Origin of the sequence: Pseudoxanthomonas sp. PXM04, assembly GCF_014851695.1 — a bacterium.
Taxonomy (GTDB): Bacteria; Pseudomonadota; Gammaproteobacteria; order Xanthomonadales; family Xanthomonadaceae; genus Pseudoxanthomonas_A; species Pseudoxanthomonas_A beigongshangi.
This window is the reverse complement of sequence record NZ_JACVAG010000007.1, coordinates 146409-166951: the sequence shown is the minus strand read 5'-3', so window position 1 is coordinate 166951 and position 20543 is coordinate 146409. Positions and strand designations below refer to the sequence as shown.

Below are 20543 nucleotides of genomic sequence, written 5' to 3'. Positions count from 1 at the left end.
TTCTCCTCATTCCTTCTTCGCCGACGGCGCCAGCATCGCCGCGGGCTTGCGGTCGATGACGGTGCGGTTGGCCGGGGTCAGGTAGGTGGCGGCGACGCGCTTGACGTCCTCGGAGGTGACGTTCTGGATCCAGCCGGGAATCTGGTTGGCGACGTTGGCATCGCCCCATAGCGTCTGCAGCTTGGCCAGGGTGTCGGCGCGATTGAGGAACATCTCCAGGCCGTTGTACCAGTCGGCCAGCAACTGGGTCTTGATGCGCGCCAGGGTCGCGTCGTCGGCGCCTTCGCGGGCGATGCGTGCGATTTCCTCGTCGATGCCCTTGAGCACCGTGTCCGCATCGGTGGTCGGCTTGTACAGCGCGAACACGGTGAACAGCGTGGGGCCGTCGTATTCCCATTCGCTGGTCAGGCCGTACAGCGATTCCACGTTGAGCGCGAGTTCGCGGCCCTTGACCAGGCCCTGGTACAGCCGCGAGGCGTCGCCGTTGGCGAGCAGCGCGCCCAGCACCGCCATCGGCGCCTGATCGCGGCTGCCGCGATCCGGCATCTTCCAGGCCGCGGCGATCGCCGGCACCTGCGCCAGCGCGTCGCTCTGCTGCACGCGCTTTTCCTGCATGTTCAGGCCTTCCTTGTAGTCCGGCGCGGCCGGGGTGGCGCGCGCGGGAATGCCGCCGAAGTACTTCTGCGCCAGCGCGAAGCCCTGCTCCGGGGTGACGTCGCCGGCGATCGCCAGCACCGCGTTGTTGGGGCCGTAGTAGTCACGGTGGAACGCCTTGACGTCCTCCAGGCTGGCGTTCTCCAGATCCTCGAAGCTGCCGTAGCCGTCGTGGTTGTTCTCCCACTTCTGGAACGCCTGCTGGCCGATGTCGATCCACATGAAACCGCCGTAGGGCTGGTTCTTCACGTTGACGCGGATTTCCTCCTTGACCACATCCTGCTGGTTCTTCAGCGTCTCGGCGTTGAAGTCCAGGGTCTTCATGCGATCGGCTTCCAGCCACAGGATCGCGTCCAGCGAGGACACCGGCGCGGTCTCGATGTAGTTGGTGAAGTCGGCGCGGGTGGAACCGTTGTTGTTGCCGCCGCCGCCGGTGATGACGCTGTCGAACACGCCCTTCTTCGCGTTCGGCGTGCCCTGGAACATCAGATGCTCGAACAGATGGGCGAAGCCGGTGCGGTTGCGCGGCTCCAGGCGCATGCCGACATGGTAGACCACGCTCACGCCAACCACCGGCGAGCTGTGATCCTCGGAGATGACCACGGTCAGGCCGTTGTCGAGTTTCTTGACGGCGACCGGGACGGTCCAGCGGTCGGTGTCGGCCCCCATGGCCGGCAACGCGAGCAGCAGGCCGGCCAGGAAACCGGCGGCGGTGCGGATGCGCATCGGGAATCTCCCCAGTAGAGTCCCCGCAGCCTACGCCGCCCTGTCACGCACGCCCCGGCCCGGAAGTCATGGCCTGGCCCGCTTGCCTCAGCGGCGGACGACGTAGTGCATGCCCACCGAGGCGGGGCCGACGTCGGCGAAGCCGTATTGCGCGTACAGATGTTTCGCCTCGCCGTCGGCGATCAGCGAGACGTGCGCGCTGTCCAGAGTGTTGGCCTTCAGCCAGGCATCCAGCGCGTTCATGATGCGCTTGCCCAGCCCGCGCCCCTGGTGTTCCGGCTCCACCGCGATGTCCACCACCACGAACGACAGGCCGCCGTCGCCGATGATCCGGCCCATGCCGATGGCGCGGCCCTCGTGCAGGAGGCTCACCCCGTAGAGGGTGTTGGGCAGGCCGCGCTCGGCGGCCTCCTGCGACTTCGGCGACAGCCCGGCGACCGCGCGCAGCCGACGGAAATCCTCGACGCCGGGGAAGCGCTCGACCAGCACGTAGGGATCAGACGGCGCGTTCATCGGAACCCTCGCCCTCTTCCAGCCCGAGGTTGGTCGGCGCGGCCTCGTAGACGTTGCGATCCAGCAGGCCGGTTTCCTTGGCCACCAGTACCGGTACCACCATCTGCCCGGTCACGTTGGTCATCGTGCGCATCATGTCGAGCACGCGATCGATCGCGTACAGGTAGCCGATGGTTTCCAGCGGCAGGCCGGCCGCGGTCAGCACCACCGTTGCCATCACCACCGCGGTGCCGGGCACGCCGGCGGTGCCGAAGCTGCCCAGCACCGAGGCGATCAGCACGACGAAGTACTGGTCCGCACTGAGCGGATGCCCGGTGTATTGCGAGATGAAGACCGCGCACAGCGCCGGATAGATCGCGCCGCAGCCATCCATCTTGATGCTCGCGCCCAGCGGCACCGCGAACGAGGCGTAGTTCCTGTCCACGCCCAGGTTGTGGGTGACCGCGCGGATCGCCGCCGGCATCGAGGCGAAGCTGGAGGAACTGACGAACGCCACCTGCATCGCCGAAGCCGCGCCGCGGAAGAACTTCCACGGGTTCAGGCCATGGCTGAGCAGCAGCAGGCTATAGGTAATCACGATATGCAGGGCGCAGGCCAGGTACAGCGCACCGACGAAACTCGCCAGCGGCAGCAGCTTGCCGAAGCCATAGGCGCCGACCAGCGAGGCGATCAGGCCGAAGGTGCCCAGCGGGGTCACTTCCAGCACGAAGCGGGTGACCTGGATCATGATTTCGCTGCTCTCGCCGGCCAGCTTGCGCGCCGCGGCCACGCGATCGCCCAGCTTGACCATCGCGAAGCCCAGCAGCGCGGCGAAGAAGATCACCGGCAGGATCGAGCCCTTGCCCGCCGCCAGCACGGTTTCACCCGCTGCGTTCTTGGTGGTGCCGATGCCGGTCAGCGCATGGAACGGATTGGACGGCACCACGTCCAGCAGCACCTTGATCGGACTGGGCACGTCCTTGGGCACGTAGTTGGGATCCACCTGCAGCGTGGTCACGCCCACGCCCGGCTGGACGATCACGCCCACCGCCAGGCCCACGCCCACCGCCAGCGCCGCGGTGACCACGAACCACAGGAAGGTCCGCCCGCCCAGCGCGGCGACCGATTGCTGGCCATGCAGGCTGGAGACCGCGTTGATGACCGCGAAGAACACCAGCGGCACCGCGATCATCTTGATCAGGGTGACGTACAGCGTGCCCAGCGGACCGAACCAGGTGTCGGCGGCGGGTCCCAGCAACCAGCCGGCCAACGCGCCGAGCACGAAGCCCCCGACCACCCGTTGCCAGAACGGGATCCTCAACCACGCGGAGACCAGCTTCATCGGCAGCCCTGAAAATACGGAATCCCGAACGATAGCCCAGCGCCGTCCCATACGCGACGGCATGGCTGGAAAGGCCGCGTGTCATGAACAGGACACTGTCACCGGGCCATAATGCCCCGTTGCCTTGCCTGGAGTCCCTGATGCGTCGTACCGCCGTCCTGCCCGTCCTGGGCATGTCCCTCGCCACCCTGCTCGCCGGCTGCGCCACGACGCCCGCGACCTCCTCCGCCCCGACGGCGGCACCCCGCATCGATGTCCCGGTCGTCGCCCATCCTGGCGGCGAGACGCCGGCCTGGTGGTATCGCAACGGCGCCGCCCGCGCCGCCGCCAACGGCGCCATGAACGGACGCGCGAAGAACGTCATCCTGTTCCTTGGCGACGGCATGAGCCTGACCACCGTCGCCGCCGCGCGCATCCTCGACGGCCAGCGCAAGGGCGGTTCGGGCGAGGAGAACCTGCTGAGCTGGGAGCGCTTCCCGCACACCGCCTTCAGCAAGACCTACAACACCGATTCGCAGACGCCGGATTCGGCCGGCACCATGACCGCCATCACCACCGGCGTGAAAACCCACATGGGCGCGATCGGCGTCAGCGCCGGACGCCGCGACGACTGTGCCGACAGCCTCGGCAAGGCCGCGCTCACCTGGCTGGAACTGGCCGACAGCGCCGGCCTGGCCACCGGCATCGTCAGTACCGCGCGCCTGACCCACGCCACCCCGGCGGCGACCTACGCGCACGTACCGGATCGCAACTGGGAAAACGACACCGACCTGCCCAAGGCCGCGGTCGAACAGGGATGCCGCGACATCGCCCAGCAACTGTTGACCTCCTCGCGCTTCGGCCACGGACCGACCGTGGCGCTGGGCGGCGGCCGCGCCGAATTCACCAGCACCGAGCAGCGCGACCCGGAATACGACGACAAGGTCGGCGAACGCCTCGACGGGCGCGATCTGCCGGCCGAGTGGCTGAAGGCCAATCCGGGCGGCCAGTACGTGTGGAACCGCAAGCAACTGGAAGCGGCCAAGGACGCGCCGCGCCTGCTGGGCCTGTTCGAGCCGGATCACATGCAGTTCGATCATGACCGCTCGCGCACCGACACCGGCGAGCCTTCGCTGGCCGAACTGACCCGCGCCGCCATCCACACGCTGTCGCGCAGCCAGGAAGGCTACGTGCTGATGGTCGAAGGCGCGCGCATCGATCACGCCAACCACTACGGCAACGCGTTCCGCGCGCTCGACGAGACCATTGCCATGTCCGAGGCCGTGCAGGCCGCGCTGGACGCGACCTCGCGCGAGGACACCCTGATCGTGGTCACCGCCGATCACTCGCACACGCTGAACTTCGTCGGCTATCCGGTGCGCGGCAACCCGATCCTGGGCAAGGTCCGCGGCCAGGGTGGCGAGGACGACGTGCCCGGCGATCTGGCGCGCGACCAGACCGGCCTGCCGTTCACCACGCTCAGCTACGCCAACGGCCCCGGCTACACCGGCGAGAGCAACCAGCAGAAGGCCGGTCCGAAGCGCTTCATCCATGCGCCCAGCAACGTCGAGACCAGCGAAGGCCGGCCCGACCTGACCGCCGTGGACACCGAGCATCCGGACTACCTGCAGGAATCGCTGGTGCCGCTGAAGTCCGAATCGCACGGCGGCGAGGACGTGGGCATCTGGGCCATCGGCCCGGGCAGCGACGCGGTGCGCGGCACCGTCGAGCAGAACACCATCTACCACTTCATCGTCCAGTCCACGCCGAAGTTGCGCCAGCGCCTGTGCGCGGCCAACACCTGCAACGCCGACGGCGTACCGGTGGAACTGCCGAAACCAGCGGATTTCGAGAAGAAGCCATGAACCGAAACGCCCGGGCCAAGCCCGGGCGTTTTCCCTTGCAGGAGCGACGTCAGTCGCGACCGTTGGGCTGCACGTTCGCGGAATTCTCCCGGTCGCGACTCACGTCGCTCCTACAGACATCCCGATTGTGGGAGCGACGTGAGTCGCGAGCTTTTCGGGTGAATCGACGGGCATCGCGAATCGCGACTGACGTCGCTCCCACAAGTGGGTGTCGCTGAAGCCCTGGAATTGCCGAAGCCTGCGGATTTCGAGATGAACCGCCAATCAGAAAGCCCGGGCTGATTTCCCTTGTAGGAGCGACGTCAGTCGCGACCGTTGGGCTGCACGCGCGCGGAATTCTCCCGGTCGCGACTCACGTCGCTCCTACTGACATCCCGGTTGTGGGAGCGCTGAAGCCTGCAACGCCCTTGATTCAGAACGGCTTGGCCAGCACCAGCCAGACGATGCCGATCAGGACGATCACCGGAGCTTCGTTGAACAGGCGCAGGGTGAAGGAGGACGGCAGCGTGCGGCCCTTCTCCACGCCCTTGAGCCAGCGGCCGGCAATGATGAAGTGGGCCAGCACCAGCACCACCAGGGTCAGCTTGGCGTGCAGCCAGCCGGCGCCGGGTGCGGCCATCGTCGGAAAGCCCGGAATCACCTTGTAGCCCAGCCACAGCACCAGGCCCAGGATCACCGCCAGGCCGAACATGTTGTGGCCGAAGCGGTACAGCTTGCGTCCCATCAGCAGCAGCCGCGCCTGCACGTCCGGCTGTCCCGTCGTCTCGGCGAGATTGACCAGGATGCGCGGCAGGTAGAACACCGTCGCCATCCACGCGATCACGAACACGAGGTGGAAGGTCTTGACCCAGAAGTAGAGGCTGGCTTTGTCCACGCGGGACTCCGGTGCGGGCGAAGGGTGCGCGGATTCTCCGCCATCACGCGGACCGCTGTCCAACCGAAACACCATCGCCGCCCCTTTTACTCCGCCTCGCAAACCGGGATCCTTGCCGATGAGCTTGCCGAGGTTTCCATTCCGATGAAGAAGTACGACGCCCATTATTTCCAACGCTGGTATCGCGACGGCGAGATCGGCGGACCGCAACGCCTCGCGCGCAAGGTGGCGCTGGCGGTGGCCACCGCCGAGTACTACCTGGAGCGCCCGATCCGCACCGTGCTGGACATCGGCTGCGGCGAAGGCCCCTGGCGCGCGCCGCTGCTGAAGCTGCGCCCGCGCCTGCGCTACCTGGGCTTCGACAGCAGCGAGTACGCGATTGCCCGCTACGGGCGCAGCCGCAACCTGCACCTGGCCACGTTCGCCGATTTCGAATACCTGCGCCCCTGCCCGCCGGTGGATCTGCTGGTCTGCGCCGACGTGATGCATTACCTGCCCACGCGCGATCTGCGCCGCGGCCTGCCGGGGCTGGCGGAACTGTGCGGCGGCGTGGCCTTCCTGGAAACCTTCACCCGCGAGGATGAATACGAAGGCGACCACGACGGCTTCCAGTCGCGCCCTGGCCGCTGGTACCGCCGCCAGTTCGAGGCCGCCGGCCTGCGCGCGGTGGGCTCGCACTGCTGGCTGGCGCCCGCCCTGGCCGCGGAAACCGCCGCGCTGGAGATCCCGGGCGCTGGCTGAACAGGCCGATTCCGGGTGGTCCCGGATTGCGCTATGCTGCGCCGCAGCAGACTGCACCAAATCCGGGATTCCCGTTGCCCATGACTCTCCTGTACCAGTGGCATGAACTTGGCCGTGCCTGGATGGCGCCGCTCGCCTACATGGCCGAAGCCAACGCGCGCATCTTTTCCGCGCCCGGCAGCTGGCTGTCCAACCTGCCCGGCGCCGAGCGCATCGCCGCCGGCAACGAACTGATCTACCGCATCGGCAAGGACTACGAGAAGCCGGCCTGGGACATCCACGAGGTGGAAGTCGAGGGCCGCACCGTGCCGGTGGTGGAGCAGGAAATCATCAAGAAGCCGTTCTGCCGGCTGCTGCGCTTCAAGCGCTACACCGACGACGCCGACAGCATCAAGGCGCTGAAGGATGATCCGGTGGTGCTGGTGGTCGCGCCGCTATCCGGCCATCACGCCACCCTGCTGCGCGACACCGTGCGCACCCTGCTGCGCGATCACAAGGTCTACGTGACCGACTGGGTCGACGCGCGCATGGTGCCGACGTCCGAGGGCGCCTTCAGCCTGGACGACTACGTCGCCTACGTGGAGGAGTTCATTCGCCACATCGGCGCCGACAACCTCAACGTCATCAGCGTTTGCCAGCCGACCGTGCCGGTGCTGGCGGCGGTGTCGCTGATGGCCGCGCGCGGCGAAGCCACGCCGCGTTCGCTGGTGATGATGGGCGGTCCGATCGATGCGCGCCGCAGCCCGACCGAGGTCAACAGCCTGGCCACGCGCAACCCGCTGTCGTGGTTCGAGAACAACGTCATCCACAGCGTGCCGATGCCCTATCCCGGCCAGGGCCGGTCGGTGTATCCGGGCTTCCTGCAGCACGCCGGCTTCATCGCGATGAATCCCAGCCGCCATTTCATGTCGCACTGGGATTTCTACGCCAACCTGGTCAAGGGCGACCTGCAGGACGCCGAATCGCACCGTCGTTTCTACGACGAATACAACGCGGTGCTGGACATGCCGGCCGAGTACTACCTCGACACGATCCGGGTGGTGTTCCAGGAATTCCTGCTGCCGCGCGGCAAGTGGAAGGTCAACGGCGAACTGGTCAATCCGGCCGCGATCAGGAAGACCGCGCTGCTGAGCATCGAAGGCGAACTGGACGACATCTCCGGGCTGGGCCAGACCGCCGCCGCGCACGACCTGTGCACCGGCATCCCCAAGGCGCGGCATGCGCACATCACGGTTGAAGGCGCCGGCCACTACGGCATCTTCAGCGGCCGCCGCTGGCGCGACAAGGTGTATCCGCAGGTGCGCGACTTCATCGCCAGGTACGCCGACTGATCCCCCGCGCGACCACTCGCCTGCAAACAGAAAGCCCCGCGCGAGCGGGGCTTTTTGCTGCTGCCGTCAACTCTCGTCGCGGCACCCCTGTATGAAAACCTTGTTGTCGGTGACCACGCCCCAGCGTCCATCGGCGGCGCCGCATCCGGCGGTCCACGAACCCACCAGCACGCCTTCCTCGTCGTAGTAGTGCCACGTCCCCTGCCAACCGGCTGCCGCGTTGAAGGACACCAGCGCCAGGAATCCCAGCGAAGCCGCTACTGCAAGAACACGGTTACGAGCCATAACAATCATCTCCATGATGTTCGCGGCGGAAGACCGCGCCGACACCGTAGACATTCCCGCACGCGGCTTCTGTTAACCATGCCCCAAGTTGGCGGATGGCTGCATTCAGGGATGTGCAGGATGCGTCACACACTGCCGCGCGGGCGCCGGCGCGGAATCCCGGCGACCTTCGCTGCTTTCCGATCCCGATGCCACCGTTGGTGCGCGATGCATCGATGCCGTGGCGGGGAAACCTCCGCTTCCACCATCACCGCCGGTCAACCCGCCTCCGGAACCGCCATGCGCCATCACCCGGGACCAGGACCGCGGGTACGCGAACCGCGCCGGCCTGCGACCACCCGCTATGCTTGTCCCGGCCTCGTGCGGCCGGGCCGGGACGGCCGCCAGGACCGGGCATTTCACTTTCGACTCCCCGCTTCGTCTCTACCGGCATGGCTGAATCCAGAAACAAGTTGCCTCCCGGTGCACCGGTCCCCGACGGGGCCGGCGCGCGCGCCTCCGCCGAGGATCTGGTCCGCGACTTCAACCAGTCGCTGGTGCGCATGCTGCAGTTGCGGCTGGGCTCCTACGACGACGCCTGGGAGGTCGCGCAGGAGGCCTATGCCAAGCTGCTGAACCTGGGCAACGAAACCACCATCAGTTTCCACCGGGCCTACCTGTTCCGGATTGCGCAGAACCTGGCAACCGACCTGCTGCGCCGCCGCGCCCATACCGAGCAGCCCGCGCCGGACGGCGTGGACCTGTGGCCGGATCCGGGCACCAGTCCGGAACGCTCCGCCAACGCGGCGCAACTGGTGGAACGGCTGCCCGCCCTGCTGGCGGAGCTGCCGTACAACTGCGCCGAGGCCTTCCGGCTGGTGAGGGTGCAACAATTGAGCTTTGCCGATGCGGCAGGCGTACTGGGCCTGACCGAGCGCATGGTCCGCATCCATGTGGCGCGCGCACTGACGTACTGCCAGGAACGCCTGGACGGCATCACGGACGAGTGGGAGGAAGAACAATCATGAACCCGACATCCACGGAGCCGCGCAAGACGGCCCTGCGCGAGGCCGGCCACTGGCTGCTTCGCATGCAGGAAGAGGATGTGCCGTCGAAGGAACTGGAAGCCTGGTGCGACTGGATGGCCTCGCCGGCCAACGCCGCGGCCTTCGACGATCTGGCCGCGTTGTGGGAAGCGGCGGGAACGCTGGATTCGGACACCGTGTTGCGCGCGCGGGCCGCGCGCAGCGTCCAGCCCGCGACGTCCCCGTCCCGGTCCGCGCCTCCCGTCACGGCGCCGGCCCGGCCCTTGCGTCGCCGCTCGCGTCGCGGCTGGGCATGGGCCAGCGCCGCCTGCGTGGCGTTGGCCGTGACGCTCGCCTGGTTCCTGGTCCCGCACGGTGCGCCGGAAGACCCGTCGCAGTCCTTCGCCACCGGCATCGGCGAACGCCGCCAGATCACCCTCGCCGACGGTTCGATCCTGGAACTGGATGCGGCGTCCGAAGTCAGCGTCCGCTACCACCCCGACCGGCGCGACATCGAATTGCGCAACGGCCGCGCTTACTTCCAGGTCGCGCACGCGCCCGATCGGCCGTTCGTGGTCGATGCCAAAGGCGTCCTCAGCCAGGCGCTGGGTACCCGCTTCAGCGTGGCCGAACATGGCGATCGCGAAGTGACGGTGGTGGTCGACGAAGGCCGCGTCCAGGTCAGCGCAGCCGGGGACGGGCGTGTTCGCCGCTACCTGGCCACCGGCAACCAGCGGATCCGCTACAGCCTCGCCAATGGCCTGCAGCCCCCGCAGGCCGTCAACGCGCCGCTCGCCACTGCGTGGCGGCAAGGCGCCGTGGTCTACCAGGGCGAACCGCTGGACAGCGTGATCACCGATCTCAACCGCTATTCGCGCGTCCCGATCCGCCTGCAGGATCCCGCCCTGGGGCAACTCAAGGTCACCGGGCGCTGGGAGGTTGCCAGCATCGACCGCTGGATCGACGGCCTGGCCAAGGCGCTGCACCTGGACGTCCGGCGCAGCGAAGGCGAGATCTTGCTGTCCAGCGACGAACCGCAGAACAATCCGGTGAAGCGTCCCGCGGTGCCTCCCGGAGACGGCGCTCCCTGATCCGGAACACAGTCCTTGCCAGCCGCCGTTGCCGCCACCGTCCGCCATTGCATGCGCCCTCCGGCGCCGGCGTGGTGGACGGAGCTTTCCGGCTGGCGGCGGCGGGGCGGACTGGCGCTGCTGTGGCTGGGCTTCTGCCTGTCGGCGTGGGCGGCGCCCTCGCCACGCGTGGCCTTCCGTATTCCCGCGCAACCGCTGGACGAGGCCCTGCTGAGCTTTTCACAGCAAGCCGGCCTGCCGCTGGCGGCCGTCGGCGATCTGGGTGGCGCGCGCCGCAGCCCCGGGGTCAGCGGGGTAATGACGGTGGAGGCGGCGCTGGAACGCCTGCTGGAAGGCAGTGGCTACGCTTTCAGCGTGGAAGGCGGGGTGATCACCGTATCGCCGCGCGCACCGGCACGCGCGGAACAACCCGCGCCGCAGCCGATCGCGCTGGTCGCGCCCACCCGTACCCTGGCGCCGCTGGTGGTGTCGGCGCGCAAGCGCGACGAGCGCTGGATGGACGTGCCGATGGGATTGTCGGTGCACGAGGGTGAACGCATCGAGGCGCTGGGCCTGCAGAACGCCACCGACGTACTGCGGCTGACGCCCGGCGTGGCCGCGGTCGACGCCGGCGCCGCCTTCACCCAGGTGCAGATCCGCGGCATCTCCAGCTCATTGGGCGGCAACGACAACGGCTACTACCTGGACGACATTCCCTTCACCGGCGTCACCGTGCCGTGGCATCCGGACACGCGCGCGTTCGATCTGGAACGGGTGGAAGTGTTGAAGGGCCCACAGGGCACGCTGTTCGGCGAAGGCTCGATGGGCGGCACCGTGCGCATCCTCACCCGCGCGCCGGAACTGGATCGGTTTTCCGCCGCTGTGCAAGTAGGAGCGTCCAGCACCGAAGGCGGCGCCGACGGCGGCATGGGCAAGGCGATGGCCAACCTGCCGCTGGTGCCGGACAGGCTCGGCCTGCGCCTGGTCGCCACCCGCGAAACGCTGGCCGGCTGGGTGGACACGCCCGACGGCGGGCGCGACATCAATCCGCAGCGCGTCACCACCCGACGCGCGCGCCTGCGCTGGTCGGCCAGCGACACCTGGATGACCGATTTCAGCCACATCGGTTCCACCACCCTTGCCGAGGGCGGCGGCTACGCGGCCACCGATGTCCTGCAGACCAACGCCTATCAGGACACGCGGTCCCGCTGGCGCGCCAACAGCATCAACAGCAGCCTGGAACTGCCCGCCTCGCGGCTATTGCTGGTGGTGTCGGATGCCCGGCTCGAATACGTGATCGACGGGATGCTCACGCCGACGTCCACGCTCCGGGGAACCCTCGACATCGACGTGGACAGCACGGAGCTGCGCTGGAGCTCGCACGGTGCCGGCCCGCTGGAGTGGATCGTCGGCTATTCGCATCGCGAAGCACTGCGTCGCGATGCGCTGTTCGTCGATGGCGAATACGCGGTGGCCCGGCAGTCCAACCGTGCGGACGCATTGTTCGGCGAACTCACGCTGACACCCCGGGATTCCGCCTGGTCGACCACCGCCGGATTGCGCTACTTCACCGACGAGGTCAACGGAACGGCACTGTCCTCGACACGCGACACGCGCCTGCGCTCGACCTTCCATCGGCTCACGCCGCGGATGAGCGTCAACCGGCGGTTCTCGGATCAACGCACGGTTTATGCCAGCGTCGCCGGCGGATTCCGCTCGGGTCAGTTGCAGCCGGCCGACTCGCAGGCCGCCGCGCTCGCCGCCGGGATCACCCTGCCCTCCACGCTGCCACCCGATTCGCTGGTGTCCTACGAAATCGGACTCAAGCAGATCACCGCCGGTGGCCGCCTGCTGGTGCAGGGCGCTGCGTTCCACACCCGTTGGCATGATCTGCCGGTGCGAGTTCCGATCGACGGCACCCACAACGGGTTGATCAATTCGAACGGCGCGATCGTGCGGGGCGTGGAACTGGGGATGAGCTACGCGCCCGCGGCGCAACTGCGGCTGGAATTGGGCGCGACCTGGCTGGACGCCCACTATGCCGCCGACGTGCCGGGCACGCCGCTGCGCCGTGGCACCCAGATCTACAACGTGCCCCGCACCAGCCTCTCGGGCACCGCCACCTACGCCTGGCCGGTCGGACCGGACATGAACCTGACCGCGGCCAGCCGCGCCAGCTACCACTCGCGCCGCCAGACCGGCCTGGTCGAAGGCGACGAAGGCGACGCGATCCTGGATCTGGGCCTGCGCCTGGGCCTGGAGTCCGCGCGCGGATGGAGCAGCTATCTGTACGCGGACAACCTGCTCGACGAACAGGGCGCGGTGGATGGCCGCGCCCCGTACGGCAATGCCACCCGCCTGCGTCCTCGCAGCTACGGCATGGAACTGCACTACCGCTTCTGATCCTGCCGCCGGCGCCTGCGCGCCGTGCCCATTTCACTTTTGTTGCACCGGTTCGTCATGGCATCGAGTGACCGGCGGGCGCGGGGGGATATCCGCGCATGCCGGCCTTCCGACCGTCATCAACCGGAGTCCATCCATGTCGTCCACGAAGCCACGTGCCACGTCGCGTCCCGTTTCTCCGATCCGCAACCATCTGGCCGCCGCGATCCTGCTGTCGCTGATCGGCGCGCCTGTCCATGCCCAGCAGGCCACCGCAACGCCCGATGGGCAGGCGTCGGCGCAAGCCTCCGATGCCGTCGATCTGGGCGCGGTCACGGTCACCGCGCGCAAGCGCGACGAGCGCCAGATCGACGTGCCGATTGCCATCACCGCGGTGACCGGCGAGCAGATCGATGCGATGGGCCTGCGCAACGTGGTGGACGTCATCAACATCACCCCCGGCGCTTCCTCCATCGACACCGGCGGTGCCTTCACCCAGGTGCAGATCCGCGGCGTCTCCAGTTCGCTGGGCGGCAACGACAATGGCTACTACGTCGACGAGACGCCGTTCACCGGCGTGACCGTGCCCTGGTATCCGGACACGCGATCCTTCGACATCGACCGGGTGGAAATCCTCAAGGGTCCGCAGGGCACGCTGTTCGGCGAGGGCTCGATGGGCGGCACCGTGCGCATCCTCACCCGCAAGCCGGAATTCAACCGTTTCGGCGCCGGGGTGGAACTGGATGGTTCGCGCGTGAGCGGCGGCGGCGATGGCCGCGGCGCCAAGGCCTACGTGAACATCCCGCTGGTGGACGACCGCCTGGCCCTGCGCCTGGCCATCACCGACGAGCGCACGCCCGGCTGGATCGACAACACCAACACCGGCGCGAAGAACGTCAACGACAACGACATCCGCACCTGGCGCGCCAAGGTCCGCTTCGCACCGACCGAGCGCTGGAACATCGATCTCGCCTACTGGAAGTACCGCTCCGATTCGGAGGCCGCCAGCAACAGCGCCTACGACGACGGCACCAACAACTCGTTCCTGGCCAGCCACAACGAATGGGACTCCGCCAGCCTGACCAGCACCTACGACCTGGACGCCTCGCAGATCGTCTACACCTTCTCCGACGGCAACCTCAGCTATCCGCAGACCGGCGAGCTGTCGGCGGGCATTCCGCTGGACGCGGCGATCGACATCGGCGTGCGCACCCACGAATTGCGCTGGGCCTCGACCGGCGAGCACCGGCTGGACTGGACGGTCGGCTACTACCTGCGCAAGGCCGAACGCGCGGATGTGCTGGACATCCCCGGCATCGTGACCAGCAACTCGCGCCAGACCAACGACGCCCACGCGATCTTTGGCGAGGCCACGCTCAAGCTGCCCAATCCGGCCTGGGCGGTGACCGCCGGCCTGCGCTACTTCAAGGACAAGGTGGACGCCGCCGACGCGGCTTCCGATGGCAGCGTGTCCACGCTCAACGCCACCTTCGACAGCTGGAATCCGCGCTTGAGCCTGTCCTACAAGCCGTCGGACAGCACTACCTTCTATGCCTCGGCCGCGCGCGGATTCCGTTCCGGACAGTTGCAGCCGATCGGATCCATCAAGCTGGCCGAACAGTACGGTGTGGACCTGCCCTCGCAGATCTCCGCCGACTCGATCTGGACCTACGAACTGGGCGCCAAGTCGGTGCTGGCCGATGGCAAGTTGCTGCTGGAAGGCGCGGTCTTCTACAGCGACTGGGAGGGCGTCGCGGTGCGCGTGCCGATCACGCCGGAGATCAACGGCCTGACCAACTCCGACGGCACCCGCAACAAGGGTGTCGAACTGAGCTTGACCTACAACCCGATCCGCGCGTTGACCCTGCAGTTCGGCGGCAGTTGGGTCGATGCGACCTATTCGGCCGACGTGCCCGGCACGCCGTTGCATCGCGGCACCGCGGTCTACAACGTACCCAAAACCAGCCTGAATGCCTCGGCCGCCTACAACTGGGACGTCGGCGCGAACCTGCGCGGCGTGGCCTCGGTCAACGTGCACCACGACTCCGCGCGCGAAACCGCGCTGACCGCCGGCACGCCGGGCGACGCCCTGACCCTGGCCGGCGCGCGCATCGGCCTGGAATCGCCCGCCGGCTGGGGCGTGTACCTGTATGGCAACAACCTGACCGACGAGGACGGCGCGATCAACGCGCGCGGCGCGAGCGAGTTCGATTCGGACGGAAATCTGATCCGACTCGGTGCATCCAATCGCCCGCAGCCGCGCACTTTCGGCGTGCTGTTCCGCTACGACTACTGATGCGCCCCATTCCCCATCACACACTCGCTCACCGGAGATCCGATCCCATGACGTTCACGCAACGAATGCTGCCCGCGCTCGCGCTAGGCCTCGCGCTTTGCCTGCCCGCGGCATCCCGCGCCGCCGATGCCGACGCGCTGCAATGGCTGGAAGATCCGCACGGGGCCCAGGCCTTGGCCTGGGCCCGCCAGGCCACCGCCCAGGCGCGCGCGCGCCTGGGCGCGCTGCCCTCGCATGCCACCGTCAGCCGTGAACTCGGCTCGGCGCTGGCGCAAGCGCCGGCCGAACCGGATCAGTACCTGCTGGGCGAACGCGCGGTGCGCCTGTATCGCGACGCCGCGCATCCCTACGGCCTGCTGCAGACCGCCGCGCGCGACGCGCAAGGCGTGGCCGGCGAGTGGAAGACCGTGCTGGACGTGGCCGAGTTGCGCAAGCGCGAAGGCATTCCGTTCGAACTGCAGGTCTACAGCTTCGGCTCCAGTTGCCTGGCGCCGGAGTACGCGCGCTGCCTGCTGCGGCTCTCGCCCGGTGGTGGCGACGAGGTGGAAATCCGCGAATTCGATCTCACCACCGCGCGCTTCGTCGATGGCGGCTTCCGGGTCGGCAAGTCGCGCGCGTTCGCCGAGTGGATGAGCGCGGATCAAGTGCTGGTCGGCCACACGCTGGGCGATCAGCCGAAATCGCTGGCCGGCTGGCCGGCCGCGTTCGGCCTGTGGAAGCGCGGCCAGGCGCTGGCGGACGTGAAGCCGGCGTTCCAGGGCCAGCCGGGCGATGCGATCGTGCAGGCCACCACCGTCGGAACCGACCGCGTGCAGGCCGTACTGACCCGCGCGATCGACTATTCGACCTTCGAAGTCAGCCTGGTCGATGCCAGCGGCGCGTCCCGCACGTTGCCGCTGCCGCAGGCGATCAAGCCGTTCGGCGTGCTGGCGACCTCCGCGCGCCACATCGTGGTCCAACTGGCCAAGGACGCGACCATCGAGGGCCAGCCGTATCGCGCCGAAACCGTGATCGCCTATGACACGGATCCCGCCACGCCGGAAGGCAAGCGCGTGTCGGCGGTATACGTGCCGGCGGCGGACGAGTTTGTCGATGCCGGCTTCGGCGGGCTGGCGGCCACGCGCGACGAAGTGTTCCTGATCATCAACCAGCACTTGCGCCAGCGCGTGGTCGCCGCGCGCGACGACGACGGCGATGGCCGCTGGTCCACCCGCAAGGTATTGGACGTGGCGGCCGGCGACACCGTGAGCCTGCGCGCGGACGAGCGTGACCGCCGCGAACTGGCAATCTCGGTCGCCGGTTTCGTCACCCCCCGCAGCCAGTACCTGCTGCGCGACGATGAGCCGCGGCGCCTGCTCGCCCAGGACCCGGTGCTGATGGACGGCGCCGGTTTCACCACCGAAATCGGTTCGGCCACCTCGCGCGACGGCACCTCGGTCGACTATTTCCTGCTGAAACCGCGCCATCCCAAGCCCGGCCCCCAGCCGCTGCTGATGACCGGCTACGGCGCCTTCGGCATCTCGGTGCGTCCGGGTTACTTCGACGCCATCGTCGGTGGTCCGGCCCTGAAACTGTGGCTGGAACGCGGCGGTTCGCTGGCGATTCCGGCGATGCGCGGTGGCGGCGAGCGCGGCGCGGCCTGGCACACCGCTGCGATCCGCGAGAAGCGGCAGAACTCGTACGACGATTTCATCGCCGTCACCGAGCACCTGATCCGCAGCGGCTTCACCGCGCCGGACCGGATCGGCATCTTCGGCATGTCCAACGGCGGCCTGCTCACCGCGACGCTGGGCACGCAGCGGCCGGACCTGTTCGCGGCGGTGGTCAGCGACGTGCCGCTGACCGATCTGGTGCGGATGCGCCACATGGGCATGGGCGCGGCATGGATGAACGAGTACGGCAACCCCGACGTGCCGGAACAGCTCGCCGCGATGCTCAAGTATTCGCCGTACCAGAATGTCCGCCCGGGCACGCGCTATCCGCCGTTCCTGGTCACCATCTCGACCGAGGACAACCGGGTCGGTCCCGGCCATGCGCGCAAGCTCGCCCACCGGCTGGCCGATGCCGGCGCCACCACCTACTTCTACGAGGACGAGGAAGGTGGACATGGGGTCAGCGATGCTCTGCGCAATCCGGAACTGATGGCGCTGCGGATGAGTTTCCTGATTGACCGGCTGATGCCCGCGAACTGACAGCGCGCGCCGCATTCGACCGAAAAAAAGGGGCCCGCGCGATGCGGGCCCCTTTCTGCATTTGCGGCAGGAACCGGGTGGGCTCACACCACCGGCGTGCGCACCAGCAACTGCTTGGCGAGCCAGCCGTGCACCTTGCCCACGCCGCGCGCCAGATGCAGGGTGGCGAACAGCAGCAGCACGCCGGACGCGCAGACGAAGGGCAGCAGCCAGGGCGCGTCGTAGGCCAGGTTCCAGTCGTCGAACCAGATGCCGGCGTGCGGCAGCAGTAGCGCCAGCGGAGCGGCGGCCAGGCCCAGCGACAGGCTCAGCAGGGTCACCGCCACGCTGAAGTACAGCACGCCCAGCGGTTGCATCAGCAGGAAGTACAGCATCGCCGTCCAGGTGCCGCCGTCGGTGAACATCTCCTTGATCCGGGTCAGCCAGGGCTTGTCGCGCTGGGTGTACAGCGGCCGGCGCGGCATGCGTTCGCCCAGCAGCGCTTCGACGATGCGGCCCTCCACCAGCGACAGCACCCGCACCGAGGCCAGGAACAGCATCAGCAGCGGGATGCCGATGATCAGGATCAGCAGGCCGACCGACAGGCTGGCACCGGTAACCACCCAGGTGAAGTAGAAGACGCCGGTCGCCAGCGACAGCAGCATGTAGAACAGCGCGCCATAGGTGCGCGGATCCGCCGCCACGCCGAAGAAGCGTCCAATCGCCGAGCGGCGCTTCGGCGGCGCCGGCGGCTTGAGCGCGCGGGTCACCGTCACTTCGGTCTCGCGATAGATGTCGGCGACCTCCTCGGGTGCGCCGTAGCTGCCGGCCACCGAGGCGATCACCTCGGCCTCGCTCTTGCCGGCTTGCTCGGCCAGTTCCGAACGCAGGTACTCCTCGGCGTCGTACAGGGCGTCCTGGATCAGCGCCGGATCCGCGCCGGCCAGCGCGGCCCGCAACTGCTCCAGGTATTCGGGGATGGAAGTGGGAAGACGCGGCGTGGTGGTGGTGTTCATGCGGTTATCCCCGACAGGACGGAATCGACGGAATCACGGGTGGCGCGCCAGGCGGCCGCCCAGGTCTGCAGGGTCTCCCGCCCTGCCTCGGTGATGCGGTAGTAGCGTCGCGGCGGACCGGCGATGGAAGGCTCGACGAAGCTGTCGAGCAGGCCGGCGCCCTCCAGGTTGCGTAGCACCGGATACAGCGCGCTCTGCTTGCCGCTGAGCACACCGTCGCCGACGCGTTCGAGCTGCTTGGCGATCAGGTAGCCGTACATCGGTTCGCCGGCCTGGGCCAGCACGGCCAGCAGGGCGAGCGACACCGTACCGGCGCTCAGCTCCTTCTGGAACTTCTTCAGGTAGGTATCGGCTTCCACCTTGGCGGTCTCCGGGGACTAGCGTGGAGACGATGCTATTGCGAAGTTGACTATAGCGAATGTGCTATTAGTCACTGGGCCGGATGACCGGCCTCACCACCCGGCCAGCAAGCATTCGCGTGGCCGGAAGCGCTGATGACGTCGTTCAAACGCGGCCGCGGCGCCGCCAGCTCCGGCCGCAGGCGCGGCAGACGCAGCGCAGTTCCCCGCCGCGTCCCGGGCGCTCCGGGCCCAGCAGCCCGCCACAGCGGCACAGCAGATCGGCGGTCCGCCGCGTCCTCCACAGGCGGGCGGTCGTCCACAGCCCCAGCGCCCCGGCCAGGACGAACAGCGCATAGGGCGTCCAGTCCCAGCCGGCCGGCGTGGCGGCCGACACGGGTTGCGCCCGCGCCTGCGATACCGCCAGCGAAGCCACGAACGCGGCGGCCAGCGCCGCCGCCGTCGGCGCGTAGGCCCGCGCCACACTCCAATCCCATCGATCCTGCATCGGCCATGTCCCCGTCGTCGCGTGGAGGCCGATTGTCCGCAGCGCGGTCGCGCCGGTTGAGACGCGCGATCAGGAATACCTGGCGCCGGCGTGCCCCGCCTCCCTCAACCCGGCGGACGCGCCTCATACACCTCGACGGTGACGTGGACCAGTTCCTCGTGCACCTGCAACGCGTGCCGGTAGTGATCCGGCGAATGCGGCCGCGCGGCGACCAGCGCCACCTCGCAGGCGTACTTGTCCCGGCCAACCCGCCAGACATGCAGGTCGGTGATTTCGGTATCGGGTTCGGCCGCGATCACCTCGCGGATCTCCTCCACCACCGGCGCGTCCATCTCCGCGTCCAGCAGCACCCGCCCACTCGCGCGCAGCAGGCCCCAGGCCCAGCTCAGCACCAGCGCCGACCCGATCAGTCCCATTACCGAATCCATCCAGCGCGCGCCCCAGATCCAGCCCGCCGCCAGCGCGACGATCGCCAGCACCGAGGTGGCGGCATCGGCGACGACGTGCAGGTAGGCGGCGCGCAGATTCAGATCGTGATGGCCGGGATGCGCGTGGTGGCCATGGGAGTGCCCGTCATGCGCGTGCGCTGCGTGGTGATGTCCAGCGTGACCGTGGTGGTGATCCCCGTGATCGTGCGCATGAGCATGCCCGTGGTGGTGGTGCGCGTGTCCGTCCTTCAGCCACCAGGCGCAGAGCAGGTTCACGCCCAGGCCGACGACCGCGATGACGATGGCCTCGCGGTAATGGATCGCCACCGGATGGATCAGGCGTTCGACCGACTGGATCGCCATCAGGGCGGCCACGCCGAGCAGCAGGATCGCACTGGTGTAGCCCCCCAGCACTTCAACCTTCCAGGTGCCGAACGCGAAGCGGTGGTCCTGCGCATGGCGGCGCGCGAACCGGTAGGCGAACACCGACAGTCCCAGCGCCAGCGCGTGCGAACTCATGTGCCAGCCATCGGCCAGCAGCGCCATCGAGTTGAAGTACCAGCCGCCGGCGATCTCCACCACCATCATCGCCGCGGTCAACAGCACCGCGCGGCGGGTGTTGCGTTCGGCCAGCGGGTTGCCTTCATCGAAGACGTGTTCGTGGCGACGGGCGGCGGCGGCGGCTGACAGGGTCATGGTGGCGGAATGGGGACGAGGGAAGCACTCGCATTCTATACCCCCCGGGGGTATATTCGTTCCATGTCGCATATCAGCCGTGATCGCAGCCGCCTGCAGACCCGCGTCCGTCGCCTCAAGGGGCAGGTGGAAGCGCTCGACAAGGCCATCGCCGAAAGCACCGACTGCCTCGCGGTATTGACCCAGGCGGCCGCCGTGCGCGGCGCGGCGCAATCGCTGATGCTGGCCCTGCTCGACGATCACCTGCACGAGCACCTCGTCGCCGAAGACGACGCCGGCACCCGGCAGGCCGAAGCCGAGGCCCTGGCCGGCATGCTGCGCAGCTACTTCAAGTAGGCCGCGCGC

At 68.2% G+C, this 20543-nt stretch carries 18 protein-coding genes; 9 read left to right on the top strand and 9 right to left on the bottom strand.

Going from position 1 to position 20543, the window contains the following annotated elements:
• Window positions 1-6: 6 nt before the first annotated feature.
• The 3 genes from IB228_RS17170 to IB228_RS17160 all read right to left on the bottom strand — a co-directional run bounded on the left by IB228_RS17170 (window position 7) and on the right by IB228_RS17160 (window position 3214).
• On the bottom strand, window positions 7-1380 hold the full coding sequence (locus tag IB228_RS17170; RefSeq protein WP_192199313.1) for a pitrilysin family protein: 1374 nt from the start codon (window positions 1378-1380) through the stop codon (window positions 7-9).
• 87 nt (window positions 1381-1467) lie between these two features.
• Window positions 1468-1893 carry a GNAT family N-acetyltransferase gene (locus tag IB228_RS17165; RefSeq protein WP_183638337.1) on the bottom strand — a complete coding sequence of 142 codons (426 nt, stop codon included), beginning with the start codon at window positions 1891-1893 and terminating at the stop codon, window positions 1468-1470.
• Window positions 1877-3214 carry a dicarboxylate/amino acid:cation symporter gene (locus IB228_RS17160; RefSeq protein WP_192199312.1) on the bottom strand — a complete coding sequence of 446 codons (1338 nt, stop codon included), beginning with the start codon at window positions 3212-3214 and terminating at the stop codon, window positions 1877-1879. The genes IB228_RS17165 and IB228_RS17160 overlap by 17 nt, the downstream gene beginning before the upstream one ends.
• A gap of 140 nt (window positions 3215-3354) precedes the next feature.
• On the opposite strand from IB228_RS17160, the gene IB228_RS17155 reads away from it, so the two are divergent.
• A complete protein-coding gene (locus IB228_RS17155; RefSeq protein WP_192199311.1) occupies window positions 3355-5058 on the top strand; it encodes an alkaline phosphatase in 1704 nt (567 codons plus the stop codon).
• 412 nt (window positions 5059-5470) lie between these two features.
• Here the strand turns inward: IB228_RS17155 and IB228_RS17150 are convergent, their stop codons facing one another.
• On the bottom strand, window positions 5471-5932 hold the full coding sequence (locus IB228_RS17150; RefSeq protein WP_328805089.1) for a CopD family protein: 462 nt from the start codon (window positions 5930-5932) through the stop codon (window positions 5471-5473).
• A gap of 144 nt (window positions 5933-6076) precedes the next feature.
• On the opposite strand from IB228_RS17150, the gene IB228_RS17145 reads away from it, so the two are divergent.
• Together IB228_RS17145 and phaZ are read left to right on the top strand one after the other, a co-directional pair.
• On the top strand, window positions 6077-6673 hold the full coding sequence (locus IB228_RS17145) for a class I SAM-dependent methyltransferase (RefSeq protein WP_183638349.1): 597 nt from the start codon (window positions 6077-6079) through the stop codon (window positions 6671-6673).
• Window positions 6674-6753: 80 nt separating this feature from the next.
• A complete protein-coding gene (gene phaZ / locus IB228_RS17140) occupies window positions 6754-8004 on the top strand; it encodes a polyhydroxyalkanoate depolymerase (RefSeq protein ID WP_183638352.1) in 1251 nt (416 codons plus the stop codon).
• 66 nt (window positions 8005-8070) lie between these two features.
• Here the strand turns inward: phaZ and IB228_RS17135 are convergent, their stop codons facing one another.
• A complete protein-coding gene (locus tag IB228_RS17135; RefSeq protein ID WP_183638355.1) occupies window positions 8071-8289 on the bottom strand; it encodes a DUF6289 family protein in 219 nt (72 codons plus the stop codon).
• A gap of 431 nt (window positions 8290-8720) precedes the next feature.
• On the opposite strand from IB228_RS17135, the gene IB228_RS17130 reads away from it, so the two are divergent.
• From IB228_RS17130 to IB228_RS17110, 5 genes are all read left to right on the top strand, one after another.
• On the top strand, window positions 8721-9296 hold the full coding sequence (locus IB228_RS17130) for an RNA polymerase sigma factor (protein WP_183638358.1): 576 nt from the start codon (window positions 8721-8723) through the stop codon (window positions 9294-9296).
• Entirely contained in the window at window positions 9293-10384 is a 1092-nt protein-coding gene (locus IB228_RS17125; RefSeq protein WP_192199310.1) for a FecR domain-containing protein, read from the top strand. Before IB228_RS17130 ends, IB228_RS17125 begins: the two co-directional genes overlap by 4 nt.
• 15 nt (window positions 10385-10399) lie before the next feature.
• A complete protein-coding gene (locus IB228_RS17120; protein ID WP_192199309.1) occupies window positions 10400-12766 on the top strand; it encodes a TonB-dependent receptor in 2367 nt (788 codons plus the stop codon).
• Window positions 12767-12902: 136 nt separating this feature from the next.
• Window positions 12903-15041 carry a TonB-dependent receptor gene (locus IB228_RS17115; RefSeq protein ID WP_192199308.1) on the top strand — a complete coding sequence of 713 codons (2139 nt, stop codon included), beginning with the start codon at window positions 12903-12905 and terminating at the stop codon, window positions 15039-15041.
• 47 nt (window positions 15042-15088) lie between these two features.
• Window positions 15089-17233 carry a prolyl oligopeptidase family serine peptidase gene (locus tag IB228_RS17110; protein WP_192199307.1) on the top strand — a complete coding sequence of 715 codons (2145 nt, stop codon included), beginning with the start codon at window positions 15089-15091 and terminating at the stop codon, window positions 17231-17233.
• A gap of 83 nt (window positions 17234-17316) precedes the next feature.
• Here IB228_RS17110 and IB228_RS17105 read toward each other — a convergent pair whose 3' ends face one another.
• From IB228_RS17105 to dmeF, 4 genes are all read right to left on the bottom strand, one after another.
• Window positions 17317-18228: a sensor domain-containing protein gene (locus tag IB228_RS17105; protein ID WP_183638371.1), complete on the bottom strand. Its 912-nt coding sequence runs from the start codon at window positions 18226-18228 to the stop codon at window positions 17317-17319.
• A complete protein-coding gene (locus tag IB228_RS17100) occupies window positions 18225-18587 on the bottom strand; it encodes a PadR family transcriptional regulator (RefSeq protein ID WP_183638373.1) in 363 nt (120 codons plus the stop codon). The genes IB228_RS17105 and IB228_RS17100 overlap by 4 nt, the downstream gene beginning before the upstream one ends.
• 145 nt (window positions 18588-18732) lie before the next feature.
• The gene (locus IB228_RS17095; protein ID WP_192199306.1) at window positions 18733-19050 is read right to left on the bottom strand and encodes a hypothetical protein; all 318 of its coding nucleotides are present in this window, start codon (window positions 19048-19050) and stop codon (window positions 18733-18735) included.
• A gap of 128 nt (window positions 19051-19178) precedes the next feature.
• Window positions 19179-20198, bottom strand: coding sequence for a CDF family Co(II)/Ni(II) efflux transporter DmeF (gene dmeF, locus IB228_RS17090; RefSeq protein ID WP_192199305.1), 1020 nt, complete (start codon window positions 20196-20198; stop codon window positions 19179-19181).
• 63 nt (window positions 20199-20261) lie between these two features.
• On the opposite strand from dmeF, the gene IB228_RS17085 reads away from it, so the two are divergent.
• Window positions 20262-20534: a metal/formaldehyde-sensitive transcriptional repressor gene (locus IB228_RS17085; RefSeq protein ID WP_183638380.1), complete on the top strand. Its 273-nt coding sequence runs from the start codon at window positions 20262-20264 to the stop codon at window positions 20532-20534.
• Window positions 20535-20543 lie beyond the last annotated feature (9 nt).